The sequence below is a fragment of the Blastococcus sp. TF02A-30 genome, assembly GCF_003319185.1.
Lineage (GTDB): Bacteria > Actinomycetota > Actinomycetes > Mycobacteriales > Geodermatophilaceae > Blastococcus.
This window is the reverse complement of sequence record NZ_QOHJ01000002.1, coordinates 112,162-125,714: the sequence shown is the minus strand read 5'-3', so window position 1 is coordinate 125,714 and position 13,553 is coordinate 112,162. Positions and strand designations below refer to the sequence as shown.

The window sequence follows — 13,553 nt, the reverse complement described above, 5'->3', positions numbered from 1 at the left end:
GTGGCCTGCGGCGAACGTCCCGGTGTCAGACCACCCGCGTCAGCGCCGGCCAGAGCCCGTCGCCGCCGTCGGCGAGCAGCCCGACCGCCAGGTTCCGCGACCAGTGCAGCTCGCCGCCGGCCTCGTCCCGCCACGACCACAGCCGCTTGGTCAGGTGGTGCAGCCGGTGCTCCTGGGTGAAGCCGATGGCCCCGTGCACCTGGTGCGCGAGCCGGGCCACGACCTCGACGGCCGCCCCGGCGCGCACCTTCGCCGCCGCCGCGGCCAGCCAGAAGTCGTCCTCCCCGTGCATGAGCGCCTGCACGGCGGCGTCGGTCAGCGCCGTCACCGCCGTCACCTCACCGGCCATCTCGGCGAGCTCCATCTGGATCGCCTGGAACTTGGCCAGCGGCCGGCCGAACTGCTGCCGTTCCCCCGCGTACTGCACCGTCCAGGCCAGTACCTGCTCCAGCGCCGCCGTCAGCTGCACCGCCCGGGCCAGCGCGTAGCCCGACCGCAGCTCCCGCGCCTGCGCCGCGTTGATCGGCTCGACCAGCGCCGGGACGCCGTCCAGCACCAGCGACCCGCGCGGCTCCCCCGCCAGGTTCGCCGCGTCCGACACAGCGAGGCCGCCGACGTCGACCAGCGCGATCGCCGGCCCCGGCAGCAGCAGCGCCAGGTGCCGGGCCGCCCCCGTCCAGGGCACGTCGGTCACCGTCCCGGTCAGCGCGAACGCGTCGCCCGCGGGCGCGGAGGTCACCGCGTCGGCGGCCGCGAAGGTCAGCGGCTCCTCGACCGGCGGGAGCGGCAGCCCGGCCGCCAGCACCGCCGGCCCGGCCACGAGCAGCTGCTCGGCCACCGGCACCGCCGCGGCACCCGAGGCGAGCGTGCGGACGATCGCCACCGCGTCGGCGAGGTCACCGCCCGAGCCGCCCATCGACTCCGGCAGCCCCACACCGGTCAGCCCGGCATCGGCCAGCGCGGCCCACAGCCCGTCGTCCCAGCGCCGCTCCGGCGTCGGGTCGAACGGCTCGAACCCGCCCAGGATGTCGCGGACGGTCTCGATCACCAGGTCCTGATCGCTCATCGCAGTCCCAGCCCTCGTGCCACGATCCCCCGCAGGATCTCGTTCGTCCCGCCGCGCAGCGTGAAGCCCGGCTGGTGCAGCTGCGCCTCCGCCAGGGCCCGCGCCAGCGGGTCCGGCGAGTCCAGCGACGGCGTCACCTCGACCACCCGCCGCACCTCGTCGATGACGTCGGCCTCGAACGTCGTCCCCACGTCCTTGACCAGGGCCGCCGCGATGTTCGGCAGCTCCCCGCGGTCCAGCGCCGCCGCGATCCGCAGCGACAGCTGCCGCAGCGACAGCACCCGGGCCGACAGCCGGCCCAGCGCGGCCAGCTGCGCCGGGTCGCCGGTGGCCGCGGCCCGCCGGCCGAACTCGGCGAGCAGCGGGTAGGTGGACAGGAACCGTTCCGGCCCCGACCGCTCGAAGGCCAGCTCCGCGGTCACCTGGTGCCAGCCGTCGCCCTCCTTCCCGAGCAGCATGTCGCCGGGGACGACGACGTCCTCGAAGACGACCTCGTTGAAGTGGTGCCCGCCGTCGAGGATGCGGATCGGGTTGACCGTGATGCCCGGCAGCGAGAGGTCGACCAGCAGCTGGGAGAGCCCGGCGTGCCGGTTCTGCGGATCAGCCGGCGAGGTGCGCACCAGCACGATGCCGTAGTGCGAGGCGTGCGCGTTCGACGTCCAGACCTTGGCGCCGTTGACCACCCAGTCGCCGGCGTCGTTCCGCGAGGCCCGGGTGCGGATCGAGGCGAGGTCGGAGCCGGAGTCGGGCTCGCTCATCCCGATCACGAAGTAGCACTCGCCGGCGGCGATCCGCGGCAGGATCTCCCGCCGCTGCTCCTCCGTGCCGTAGCGGAGCAGGTTCGGGCCGGACTGCCGGTCGGCGATCCAGTGCGCGGCCACCGGCGCACCGGCCGCGAGCAGCTCCTCGGTGACCGCGTAGCGCTCCATCGCCGAGCGCTCGTGCCCGCCGTAGCGCTTCGGCCAGGTCATGCCGAGCCAGCCGCGCTCGCCCAGCTTGCGGGAGAACGCCGGGTCGACGCCGGACAGCCAGGTGTCGACGTGCGTGCTGAAGGTGCCGGCGGCCAGCTCGGCGGCGAGGAAGTCGCGCACCTCGCCCCGCACCCGTTCGGCGGCCTCGGACCGCGGCGCCGGTGCCAGCGTCAACGCGTTGCTCATGCGACTCCCCACGGGTGACAGGACTCACCGCCCGTTCTACAGGCAGCCGCCGGCGCCCGCCCCGCGGGGGCGTCAGGACGTCCCGGCGTCAGGCCTCGCCGCCGTGCTCCGGATCGGCGTCGTCCGGCCCGCGGGTCAGGGAGCGCAGCTCGCTGACGACGTCGCCGGCCACCTCCCCGAGCGACACCAGCGCGCCGGACACCAGGCGGCGCACCCCGGCGATGTCCAGCCCCAGCCCGGCACCCAGCCCGGCCGCGACGTCCAGGCCGCGCAGCTGCTCGCCGGCCACCCCGCGCTCGGCCAGCTCCGGTGACCAGCGCATCGCGTCGCCGCTCATCGACCAGTCGCCCGTGGCCCCGTCGATCGCCTCGGCCACCGGATCCGACGCCGCCATGTCGCCCTCCCCCTGCCGCGGGTGCACGACCATGGTGACCCGGAACCGCGCCGCGCGGCAGGGGCTACCGGCGGGTAACGCTCAGCGGCGGGTCAGTGCCAGCAGCGCGATGTCGTCGCCGCGGTGCGGACCGGTCAGCTCGGCCAGCACCCGGTCGAGCAGCTCGTCGGGCTCGGACGTCCCGGCCGAGGCAGCCACCTGCAGCAGCCGGTCCATGCCCTCGTCGACGTCGGCGGTCCGGCTCTCCACCAACCCGTCGGTGTAGAGCAGCAGCGTGTCGCCCGCGGCGAGGACCCCGGCCCACTCGACGGCGGGCGTGGGGGCCGGCGGCGCCCCGAGCATCCGGGTCGGCACCACCGGCAGGTAGGACGCCGTCCCGCCGCTGAGCAGCAGCGGCGGCAGGTGCCCGGCCGAGGCCATCCGCAGCTGCCCGGTGGCCGGGGCCAGCGACGCGAACAGCGCCGTCGCCATGCGCTGCAGCCCCAGCAGCGACCAGCTCGCCTGCAGCCGGTCGATCACCGCGCTCGGTGCCGGGCCGTCCACCAGCAGCGCCCGGTACACGCTGCCCAGCTGGCCCATGCTCGCCGCCGCGGTGATGTCGTGCCCCACCACGTCGCCGACCGCGAGCGCGACGTGGTCGGCCAGCGGGACGACGTCGTAGAAGTCCCCGCCCACCTCGACCCCGTAGGTCGCCGGCAGGTAGCGCACCGCGATGCCCAGCCCCGGCACCTCCGGTGGTGAGGCGGGGAGCAGGCTGGCCTGCAGCTCGTGCGAGGTGCGCACCTCGAGGTCGTAGCGCTGGGCCTTGGCCACCACCAGCGCCAGCTGCAGCCCGAGCTGCTCGGCCATCTCGACGTCGGCCGCGGTGAACGACCCGCGCGCCCGGTCCGCGCCGAAGGTGACCACGCCCAGCCGGCGGCCGTCGGCGACCAGCGGCACCGCGACCAGCCCGGCCAGCTCGAGCGCCCGGCTGATCGCCAGGTGCTGCTCGTCGACGGTGATCCGCCGCAGGTAGGCGTCGTCGGGCGACCGCACCCACTGCGTGCGGCCCTCCGCGAGCGCCCGCACGCTCGGGTGGTCGTCGCTGCGCTGGGGCAGCTGCCGGGCGCGCAGCTCGTCCAGGAGGCGCTGCCGCGCGGGGTCCCGGTGCCGGGCCGCCGTCCGGCGCGTCCCGACCTCGGTGACCAGGTCGATGACGCAGACGTCGGCCAGCCGCTCCACCGCCAGCGCGGCCAGCCGCTCCACCGTCTCGGTCACGTCGGCCGCCCCGGCGAGCAGCCGGGCCGCCTCCAGCAGGAAGGCCGCGCGCTCGGCCTGCCGCGAGGTCTCCTCGTGCAGCCGCGCGCGCTCCAGGGCCTGGCCCGCCTGCCGCCCGATGGTCCGCAGCAGGTCGACGTCCGCCTCGGGCAGCGGCGGCCGCTCCCCCGGCTCGTGCAGGCTGATCAGGTCCCCCACGCCCTCGCCCAACACCAGCGCCAGCACGCCGAGCTGCCGGCTGTCCGCCGTCACCGGCACCACGACCAGCTCGGTCACCGCCGCGCGGGCCATCGCCGCGGCCAGCCCCGGCCGCGACCGGTGCAGCGCCTCGTCGAGCGGCACGCTCCGCACGCCCAGCGGCAGCTCGCGGACCAGCCCGCGGTCCACGGTCGCCCGGAACTCCTCCAGCAGGGTCGGGGGCAGCCCGTCGGTGCGCACGAACCGCAGCCCCGGCGCCCCGCCCTCCTCGCCGTCCACGACCACCACCAGCGCCGCGCCGCGCGCCCGCAGCGCGGCCCGGCTCCGCTGGACGATCACCGTCGCGACGTCCTCCACCGAGACCGTGGCCGCCAGGTCCGACACGACGTGCTGCAGCACCCGCGACCGCGCCTCGGACTCCTCCGCGGCCCGACGGGCGGCCAGCAGGTCGCGCTCGTACCGCCGCCGCGCCGTCGCCTCGAACACCGTGGCCCGCAGCAGCACCGCCGCGCCGGCGTCGTCGCGCACCTCCACCGCGTTCACCAGGCACGGCAGCACCGAGCCGTCGGCCCGCCGCAGGTCCAGCGCGATCTCCCGCACCGCGCCCTGCATCCGCAGCAGCGGCAGCAGGTGCGTCTCCGCGTAGACCTGGCCGCCGGGGGTCAGGAAGTCCTGGAACCGCGCGCCGAGCACCTCCTCGGCGGGCCGGCCGAGCCACGCGCAGAAGGTGCGGTTGGCCTTGACCACCCGCCCGCCGGGCACCGCCGAGAAGTAGCCCATCGGCGCGTTCTCGTAGAGGTCGGCCGGGTCCTCGTCCAGCAGCCGGTCCAGCCCGCCCTCGCCATCGGTCCCCCCCACCACGGCGATCACCCGCGCAGGAAGTCCCGGATCGCCGCCGCCGTCTCCTCGGGGGCGCTCAGGTGCGGGCAGTGGCCCCGGGCCTGGAGCCGGGTCAGCACGCTGCCCGGGACGTGCTCGTGCACGTACACACCGACCGGGTCCGGGGCGATGGCGTCCTCGCGGCACTGCAGCACGAGCGTGGGGACGGCGACCCCGGGCAGGTCGGACCGGTTGTCGGACAGGAACGTCACCCGCGCGAACTGCCGGGCGATGCCCGGGTCGGTCCGGCAGAAGCTGTTGGTCAGCTCCTCGGCCAGCTCGGGCCGGTCGGGGACGCCCATGATCACCGGCGCCATCTGCGCCGACCAGCCGAGGTGGTTGGCGTCCAGCGCGTCCAGCAGTCCGACGACGTCGGCCCGGCTGAAGCCGCCCACGTAGTCGCCGTCGTCGACGTACCGGGGGTTCGGCCCGATCATCACCATCGCGCCGAAGAGCTCCGGCGCCATCTGCTCGGCCAGCACCCCGATCATCGCGCTCACCGAGTGCCCGACGAAGACGACGTCGGTGAGGTCCAGCTCGCGCAGCAGCTCCACCACGTCCGCGGCGTAGCCGCGCAGCGAGTCGTGCCGCACCGGGTCGTACGCCGACAGGTCGGAGCGCCCGGACCCGACGTGGTCGAAGAGGACGACGGCGTGGTCGCGCTCGAACTCGGGGACGACGAACCGCCACATGCCCTGGTCGCACCCGAACCCGTGGGCGAAGACCATCGGCCGCCCGGTCGGCACACCGCTCGTGGTGACGCAGTGCCGCTCGCGGACCGATCCCATGCCGGGACAGTAGGCGACCGCCGGGACCGGCTTCCAGGTCTGACCGCGCGTCACCCGCCCGGCACGCAGCGGAAGCCCGTGCCGGTTCCGGTCACGGTGCATCCCGGAACCGCTGTCGGACCTCTTCCCCGTGTCCCTAGCCTGCCCGGCATTCCGTTCCCGATGCGTCCGGACTCCGGCGACGACCGCTGATCGAGGTGTCCGCCATGACCGCTGCCGCGGTCCGCACCGCCCCCGTCCCCGCGCCGCGGGGTCCGCTGGACGACGCCCTGCCCCCGCACCCGCGGCCCCCCGGTCGTGCCGCCGGCTACCAGCGGGTGCTGCACCAGGTGGCCCGCCGGGAGCTGCGGCTGCTCGCCGACCTCGCCTCGTGGGCACCGCCGGCCGAGCCCGCGCGCACCGCCGCCCTGACCGGCCACGCCGACCTCGTCGCCCGCGTGCTGCTGCACCACCACGAGGTCGAGCGCAGCGCCGTGTGGCCCGCGCTGCTCGCCGCCGTCCCCGCGGCCGACGCCGACGCCGTCCGCGCGGCCGTCGGCGACTGGACCGCCCGGTGCGCGCGCATCGACGCGATGCTGCGCGACCTCTCCACCGCGGCCCGGCAGTGGGCCGTGGCCGGCACGGCGACCGCCCGCGACGCCTTCGCCCGCGGGTGCCGGGCCCTGGCCGACGCGGTCGACGCGCAGACCGCCGAGGAGGAGCGGGACCTGGTCCCGCTGCTCGACACCCACCTGACCGCGGCCGGGTGGGCGACCATCGCCACGGCGGCCCGCGTCCGGCTCACGCCCGTCGAGCAGCTGATCGTCCTGGGCCTGGCGATGGAGGACGCCTGCGCCACCGACCGGGCCCGGCTGCTCGACGGCGTGCCGCGGAGCATCCGGATGGCCTGGCGGCTGACCGGCCGGCGCCGCTACCGCGCCGCCGTCGTCCGGCTCCGGGGTGCGCCCCCGGCCGCCTGAGCCGACGGGTCGATCAGTAGCGGGACGTCCCGCAGTCGGTGCACCGCTTGCGGTCGGCGGCGGTCTCGGCCTGGCAGTTGTCGCAGGTCCAGGTGGTGCGCTCTTCGGTCGTCGTGGTCATGGGTCCTCCCCTTCCTGGCAGGCCCAGGACGGTAGGAGGCCGATGTGTCGCGGAGGTGTCCGCAGAGTTGCGCTGGGGAACAAACTAATCCGGCCCGATGAATCCCGGCGCCTCCGCCGGTCGGACCCGGTGTGACGACGTTCCTGCTGATCCCCGGCGCCGGCGGCCAGGCCGCCTACTTCTCCCGGCTCGTGCCCGAGCTCGAGCGGCGGGGGCACGCCGCCGTCGCCGTCGACCTCCCGTCGGGCGACGACGCGGCCGGGCTGGCCGCCTACGCCGACGTCGCCGTCGCCGCGGTCGACCCGCAGGTCCCGGTCACCGTGGTCGCGCAGTCGATGGGCGGGCTGACCGCGCCACTGATCTGCGCGCGCCGGCCGGTCGAGCTGCTGGTGCTGCTCAACGCGATGGTCCCGGCGCCGGGCGAGACCGGCGGCGAGTGGTGGAGCACCACCGGTCAGGACGATGCGCAGCGGGCGCACCGCGCGTCGCTCGACCTCCCCGACGACGCCGACGGGGACGACGTCGTCTACTTCCACGACCTGGACCCCGAGCTCGCCGCGACCCTGCGGGAGGAGCCGGTCGAGCAGTCCGGCCGGCCGTTCGAGGAGCCGTGGCCGCTGGCGGCCTGGCCCGACGTCCCCACCCGGGTGCTGGCCGGCCGGGACGACCGGCTCTTCCCGCTGGAGTTCCAGCGCCGGATCGCCCGGGAGCGGCTGGGTCTGGACGTCGACGAGATCCCCGGTGGCCACCTGGTGGCGCTGAGCCGGCCCGCGGAGCTCGCCGCGCGGCTGGCCGCCTACGCCCGGGACCTCCCCGCCCCGCTCAGCGCGCGCTGAACGGGCCACGCAGCGCGGCCCACTGCAGCAGCATGATCGTCTTCGCGTCGGCGATCCGGCCGTCGTCGACCATCGCCAGCGCCTCGGCGAAGGGCCGCTCGACGACGTCGATCTCCTCGCCCTCCTCCTCGACCCCACCGCCGGCCGAGGTGCGGTCGGCGGCGGTGTAGGGGGCGGCGTAGAAGTGCAGCCGCTCGGTCACCGAGCCCGGGCTCATCCAGACGTCGAAGACGTGTTCGAGCTCGCCGACGGTGACGCCCAGCTCCTCCTCGGCCTCCCGGCGGATCGCCGTCTCCGGGTCCTGCTCGTCGAGCAGCCCGGCCGCGGCCTCGACGAGCACGCCGTCGGGGTGGCCGTTGACGTACACCGGGAAGCGGAACTGCCGGGACAGCAGCACGGTGCCGCGGGCGACGTCGTGCAGCAGGATGGTCGCGCCGTTGCCGCGGTCGTAGGTCTCCCGGCTCTGGGTGGTCCACGTGCCGTCGGCGCGGCGGTAGTCGAAGGTGGTCCGCCGCAGCACGTGCCACCCGCTGCCGACGACCTCGACGTCGGTGACCCGCACCCGGGGGTTGCCGGTCAGGTCGCGGCCCACCCGGTCCAGCCCGGTCCGACCTCGGTGGTCGGGAATGTCGATGCCCGGCGTCCCCTTCACGTGCGGGGACGATAGTGGGCTGTCCCCGCACCGACGCACCAGCAGAAAGCGATGGGCACGTTGACCTCAGCTCGACCCGCGGACGTCCCGCACCCCGACCTCCCCGCGGAGCAGGCCTACGTCTCCGGTCTCTATGGCCGCCTCGACGAGGTCCGGGAGCGCAGCGTCACCCGCCTGTCCGAGGCGCTGGCCACCGTCCCGCACAACCCGCAGGCCGTGGGTGAGCGCGAGGCCGCCGTCGAGCTGCACAGCCAGCGCATCGTGGCCCTCGACGCCGCGGAGAGCGGGCTGGTGTTCGGCCGGCTGGACCGGCACGAGAGCGACCGCCCCCGCTACATCGGGCGGATCGGGCTGTTCGAGGACGGCGGCGACGAGCCGCTGCTGGTCGACTGGCGCGCCCCCGCCGCCCAGCCGTTCTACACCGCCACCGCGCTGCACGACCTGGGCGTGCGCCGCCGCCGGCACATCCGCACCCGCGGCCGCACGGTGGTCTCGATCGCCGACGAGACCCTCGACCTCACCGACGCCGACGGCGCCGCCGACCGCGGCGGGCTGGCCGGGGAGTCGGTGCTGCTGGCCGCGCTCAACCAGAGCCGCACCGGCCGGATGACCGACATCGTCCGCACCATCCAGGCCGAGCAGGACCGGATCATCCGCGCCGACGTGAAGGGCGTGCTCGTCGTCCAGGGCGGGCCGGGCACCGGCAAGACCGCCGTCGCCCTGCACCGGGCCGCCTACCTGCTCTACACGCACCGCGAGCGGCTGGCCCGCAGCGGGCTGCTCGTCGTCGGCCCCTCCCCCACGTTCCTGCGCTACATCGCCGACGTGCTGCCCTCCCTCGGCGAGACCGGCGTGGTGCTGCGCGACGTGGGCGGGTTGCGGCCCGGGCTGCACGCCACCGCCGACGAGGACCCGCGCGTCGCCGAGCTCAAGGGGCGGCTGGCGATGGTCGACGTCGTCACCGCCGCCGTCCGCAACCGCCAGGCGGTGCTCGACGCGCCGGTGGAGCTCGATCTCGACGGCGTCGCCCTGCGGTTCACCAAGGGCGACGCCCAGAAGGTCCGCGGCCGGGCCCGCTCGGCCTCCCGCCTGCACAACGAGGCCCGCCCCGCCGCGGCCCAGGCCGTCGTCGCGCTGCTCACCCGCAAGTACGCCGACAAGCTGGGCGCCAACGTGCTCGGCGGGGCCAACCTGCTCGAGCAGAACGACGTGTCCGCGCTGCGCCGCGAGATCGCCGCCGAACCGCAGGTGCACGCGCTGGTCGACCGGCTCTGGCCCCGGCTCACCGCCGAGCGGGTGCTGCGCGAGCTGTACGCCTCGCCCCGGCGGCTCGAGGCCGCCACCCGCGGCTGGAGCGACGAGGAGCGCGCGCTGCTGCACCGGCCGGCGTCGGCGGGGTGGACCCCGGCCGACGTGCCGCTGCTCGAGGAGGTCGACGAGCTGCTCGGCGTCGACGAGACCGCGCAGCGGCGGGCCGAGCAGCGCGAGCGGCAGCGCCGGCTGCGGCAGGCGCAGGAGACCCTCGACCTGCTGCACGGCTCGCGGTCCACCGACTTCGACACCGAGGACGAGGCCGAGGAGCTCTCCGCCGGCGACGTGCTCGACGCCGAGGGGCTGGCCGAGCGGCAGGAGGAGCGCGATTCCCGCAGCACCGCCGAGCGGGCCGCCGAGGACCGCACCTGGACCTACGGGCACGTGATCGTCGACGAGGCGCAGGAGCTCTCGGCCATGGCCTGGCGGCTGCTGCTGCGTCGCGTGCCGACCCGGTCGATGACGCTGGTCGGCGACGTCGCCCAGACCAGCACGCTGGCCGGCGCGACCAGCTGGGCGGAGGTGCTCGAGCCGCACCTCGGCCGCAGCTGGCGGCTGGAGGAGCTCACCGTCAACTACCGGACGCCGACCGAGATCATGGACGTCGCCGCCGAGGTGCTGGCCGCGACCGGCGCGCCGACCAGCGCGGCGCGGTCGGTGCGCTCCACCGGCGAGCGCCCGTGGGCCCAGCGGGTGGACGACGACGCCGAGCTGGCCGACGCCGTCGCCGAGGCCGCGGCGGCGTTCGACAAGGAGGAGGGCACCCTCGGCGTGCTCGCCCCGCGCAGCCGGCTGGCCGCGGTCACCGCCGCCGTCGCCGCCCGGCTGCCCGGCGTGCTGGACGACGACCGGCCCGAGGCCCCCGTCGTCCTCCCGCCCGACGGCGCCAAGGGGCTGGAGTTCGACTCGGTGCTGGTGGTCGACCCGGCGGCGATCGTCGCCGAAGGCGTCCGCGGCTGGAACGACCTCTACGTCGTCCTCACCCGCGCCACCCAGCGGATGGGCGTCGTGCACCCCGGCGAGCTGCCGCAGCAGCTCGCCGGGCTCGAGCGGCGGTAGCTACCGGACGTCGAGGACGACGCCGCTGGCCGGCTTCGCGGGGATGCGGTGCAGCGCGATCTCCAGGTCCTGCTCGGGGGCGTCGAACTCCACCCGGGCCAGCCGGACGGCCAGCGCCGAGAGCAGGCTCACGGTCAGCTGCTCGCCCGGGCAGCGGTGGTTGGTGCGCGGGTCGCCGCCACCCTGCGGCACGAGCTCGAACTCCCCGATCTCCCGGGCGAGGAACCGCTCGGGGCGGAACGCGTAGGGGTCGGGCCAGAGGTCCGGGTCGTGGTTCTGCCCGTACAGGTCGAGCAGCACCATCGAGTTCTCCGGGATGCGCTCGCCGTCGTACTCGGTCTCCTGCGGCGCGCGGCCTCCGATGAACGGCGCGAACGGGTAGAACCGGCGCACCTCGTGCGCCCAGGCCTCGGCGAACACCGGGTCGCCGGAGGCCAGCCGCTCGCGGTGCTGCGGCCAGCGGATCAGCGCGTGCCCGGAGAAGGCCGCGAACCAGGCGACGGCGGTCGTCGGCCGGATGATGTTGAGCAGCTCGACGGCGGCCACGTGCGCGTCCAGCCGCTCGCCGTCGGCGTCGGTGTGCCGGGCGACGACGTCGAACGCGCTGCCCTCGGGGGCGACCGCCCGCCCGGCCCGGTGCTCGTCGACCAGGTGCGAGAGCCACGCCTCCCTGCGGCCCCGGGCCCGCCGCGCCCGCCAGTGCCGCGGCCCGCCGGTGGCGAACCCGTCGACCATCGCCACCAGGTCGCGGGCCAGCCCCGGCACCTCGTCGTCAGCGACCGCGACGCCGGTCCACCGCGCCACGCTGCCGGCGATGACCTCGGCCGCCTCGTCGAAGAGCACCACCCGGCGGCCGCGCCAGCCGGCGGCGGCGTCGTCCCAGGCCCGGCAGGTCTGCTGCACCAGCGCGGCGATCCCGTCCTCGCGCATGAGCAGCGCGACGAACATCGCCTTGCGCACGCGGTGCATCTCGCCGTCGAGGGTGTGCACGGCCCCCTTGCCGAAGAGCGTGGCCTGCACCGGCTCGGGGATCGCGTGCGCCCGGCGCACGTGGTCCTCGTCGTAGAGGAAGCGCGCCGCGTCCGGCCCCTCGACGGCCAGCACCTTCAACCCGCCGAGCCGGGTGGGCACCGTCCGCCGGCCGAGCTGCCGCCGCTTGTCCGGCAGCCAGCCGTACCCCTCGGTGAGCAGCCGCTGCGAGTTCTCCGGTCGGGCCATGCCGCTCCCCCTGCCCCGGGGCGGCCCGGCGCAATCCCGGGTCAGCCCGGCCGCTGCTCCTGCACCCGGTCGTCGCGCCGCCGGGTCGCGCCGTCGACGGGTGGCTCGCCGCGACCGCCGCTGACGCCGTGGCCGAGCCGGCGCAGCAGCGCGGCGACCTCCTGGGCGGCTGTCGAGTCGCCGCCGTCGGGCACCACTGCGCCGACCGTCCCCAGCACGTCGGCCAGCGCCCGTTCCTCGTCATCGAGCAGCCCGCGGTAGGCGGGGTCCAGGAGGTAGCCGGTGGGCGGGGTGGACAGGCAGCCGATCAGGTCCAGCAGCACCTCGAGCAGCCGCGCCGCCTCGGCCGGCGACGCATCGGCCGGGGCCATCGCGACGGTCTCCACGTCCCGCTCCCACAGCCGGGCGCGGGCCGGGTCCTCGCGGAGCGCCAGCACCGTGCCGCTGCGGTGGCCGCCGTCGGAGCCCTGCACCTGCAGCGCGCTGCGCACCTGGTGGGAGATCCGGATCAGGTCGTCGTCCAGCATCGAGGTGCCGACGAACAGCACGTGCCGGGTGAGCAGCAGCGAGTGCAGCACGCCGGCCAGCGCGGCCCGGGTGTCGCCGAACTCCAGGTACTCCTCGCGGGTCAGCACGACGCTCTCCGGGTGCGCCGAGTCGCCGTGCAGCTTGAGCAGCCAGGGCGCCCCGGGCAGCGCCTCCTGGAAGGGCAGCACCCGCGGGTCGCGGCCGATGTCGGCGGCGGCGAGCTCGACCAGCGGGTCGTAGTTCGTCGTCACGTACTCCTGCACCGGCAGGTCGGCGATCAGCGCGTGCGCCAGCGCGTAGGGCCCGGGGCCGAAGCGCTGCTCGACGAAGCCCTCGACCTCGTCGCGCCCCAGCTCGCGGGCCAGCAGCGCGGCGGCGTCCTGCGGCGGCAGCTGGGCCAGCCCGGCGCGCAGATCGCCGGGCAGCCCGGACCGGGCGGCCAGCTCGTCGAGCAGCTGCTCCCAGGTGGGCAGGCCCGCCGCGGCGCTCACCCCGGCGCCGATGAACAACGCCAGCTGCCCCCGCCGGGCCCGCTCCCCGAGGTCACCGGCCAGCTCCTGCAGGTGACCGGGCAGGTCCCAGCCGCCGTCCTCCCCCCGGCGCACCCGCTGCGCGGCGGCCAGGTCGCTGGCCCCCTTGAGCACGAGGGCGACGTCGAAGCCGTGCTCCTCGGCCGCCTCGCGGAGCACCGGCAGCAGCTGCTGCAGCAGCGCTCCGCGCTGGCCCGCCGCACCGCCCCAGCCGGTGCCCAGCGCCGGCAGCCCCACCAGCCGACGGGCACGGCCGTGCGCGGGCTCCCGCACCTCCCGCCGGGCGACGGCGGCCAGCGCCTCCCGCGCGCCGTCGAGCAGCCACGGCAGGCCGCGGCCCTGGTCGTCGACGGTGTCGACCAGCCACACCCGGCGGGCGCCCTCACCCGGGACCGCGAGCACCCGCTCGTCGCCGGACCAGGACAGGCCCACGCAGGCACCGGTGTCGTCGGCGTCGGTGACCAGCTCCGGGGGCAGCAGCGGGCACCAGCCCGGCGACACCCGCAGCGTGCGGCCGGTCGGGACGAGGACGTCGTCGCACGACAGCCGGGTGAGATCGGCGCCCACCACGAAGACGTGTCCGGTCACGCCCCGCCCCTA

Annotated in this window: 11 protein-coding genes; 3 read left to right on the top strand and 8 right to left on the bottom strand. The window is 76.1% G+C overall.

What is annotated here, in order from left to right:
• Nucleotides 1-25 precede the first annotated feature (25 nt).
• From DQ241_RS04935 to DQ241_RS04915, 5 genes are all read right to left on the bottom strand, one after another.
• The gene (locus DQ241_RS04935) at nucleotides 26-1,066 is read right to left on the bottom strand and encodes an acyl-CoA dehydrogenase family protein (protein WP_113829070.1); all 1,041 of its coding nucleotides are present in this window, start codon (nucleotides 1,064-1,066) and stop codon (nucleotides 26-28) included.
• Entirely contained in the window at nucleotides 1,063-2,223 is a 1,161-nt protein-coding gene (locus DQ241_RS04930) for an acyl-CoA dehydrogenase family protein (protein ID WP_113829069.1), read from the bottom strand. Before DQ241_RS04930 ends, DQ241_RS04935 begins: the two co-directional genes overlap by 4 nt.
• 88 nt (nucleotides 2,224-2,311) lie before the next feature.
• Nucleotides 2,312-2,617 carry a hypothetical protein gene (locus DQ241_RS04925; RefSeq protein WP_113829427.1) on the bottom strand — a complete coding sequence of 102 codons (306 nt, stop codon included), beginning with the start codon at nucleotides 2,615-2,617 and terminating at the stop codon, nucleotides 2,312-2,314.
• Nucleotides 2,618-2,698: 81 nt separating this feature from the next.
• Complete coding sequence (locus tag DQ241_RS04920) at nucleotides 2,699-4,942, bottom strand: SpoIIE family protein phosphatase (RefSeq protein ID WP_233492215.1); 2,244 nt, start codon at nucleotides 4,940-4,942, stop codon at nucleotides 2,699-2,701.
• Complete coding sequence (locus DQ241_RS04915) at nucleotides 4,939-5,739, bottom strand: alpha/beta fold hydrolase (RefSeq protein ID WP_113829425.1); 801 nt, start codon at nucleotides 5,737-5,739, stop codon at nucleotides 4,939-4,941. The genes DQ241_RS04920 and DQ241_RS04915 overlap by 4 nt, the downstream gene beginning before the upstream one ends.
• A 206-nt stretch (nucleotides 5,740-5,945) precedes the next feature.
• Between DQ241_RS04915 and DQ241_RS04910 the strand changes: the two genes are divergently transcribed.
• Nucleotides 5,946-6,698 carry a hemerythrin domain-containing protein gene (locus tag DQ241_RS04910; protein ID WP_113829068.1) on the top strand — a complete coding sequence of 251 codons (753 nt, stop codon included), beginning with the start codon at nucleotides 5,946-5,948 and terminating at the stop codon, nucleotides 6,696-6,698.
• Between the two features lie 252 nt (nucleotides 6,699-6,950).
• Entirely contained in the window at nucleotides 6,951-7,655 is a 705-nt protein-coding gene (locus DQ241_RS04905) for an alpha/beta fold hydrolase (protein WP_113829067.1), read from the top strand.
• Here DQ241_RS04905 and DQ241_RS04900 read toward each other — a convergent pair.
• Nucleotides 7,642-8,307, bottom strand: coding sequence for an NUDIX domain-containing protein (locus tag DQ241_RS04900; protein WP_113829066.1), 666 nt, complete (start codon nucleotides 8,305-8,307; stop codon nucleotides 7,642-7,644). The two genes, DQ241_RS04905 and DQ241_RS04900, sit on opposite strands and share 14 nt — an antisense overlap.
• Nucleotides 8,308-8,358: 51 nt before the next feature.
• On the opposite strand from DQ241_RS04900, the gene DQ241_RS04895 reads away from it, so the two are divergent.
• Complete coding sequence (locus DQ241_RS04895; RefSeq protein ID WP_113829065.1) at nucleotides 8,359-10,677, top strand: helicase; 2,319 nt, start codon at nucleotides 8,359-8,361, stop codon at nucleotides 10,675-10,677.
• Here the strand turns inward: DQ241_RS04895 and DQ241_RS04890 are convergent, their stop codons facing one another.
• The gene (locus tag DQ241_RS04890; RefSeq protein ID WP_113829064.1) at nucleotides 10,678-11,895 is read right to left on the bottom strand and encodes a cytochrome P450; all 1,218 of its coding nucleotides are present in this window, start codon (nucleotides 11,893-11,895) and stop codon (nucleotides 10,678-10,680) included. It abuts the gene before it with no gap.
• 41 nt (nucleotides 11,896-11,936) lie between these two features.
• A complete protein-coding gene (locus DQ241_RS04885; RefSeq protein WP_113829063.1) occupies nucleotides 11,937-13,541 on the bottom strand; it encodes an SIR2 family protein in 1,605 nt (534 codons plus the stop codon).
• Nucleotides 13,542-13,553: the final 12 nt, after the last annotated feature.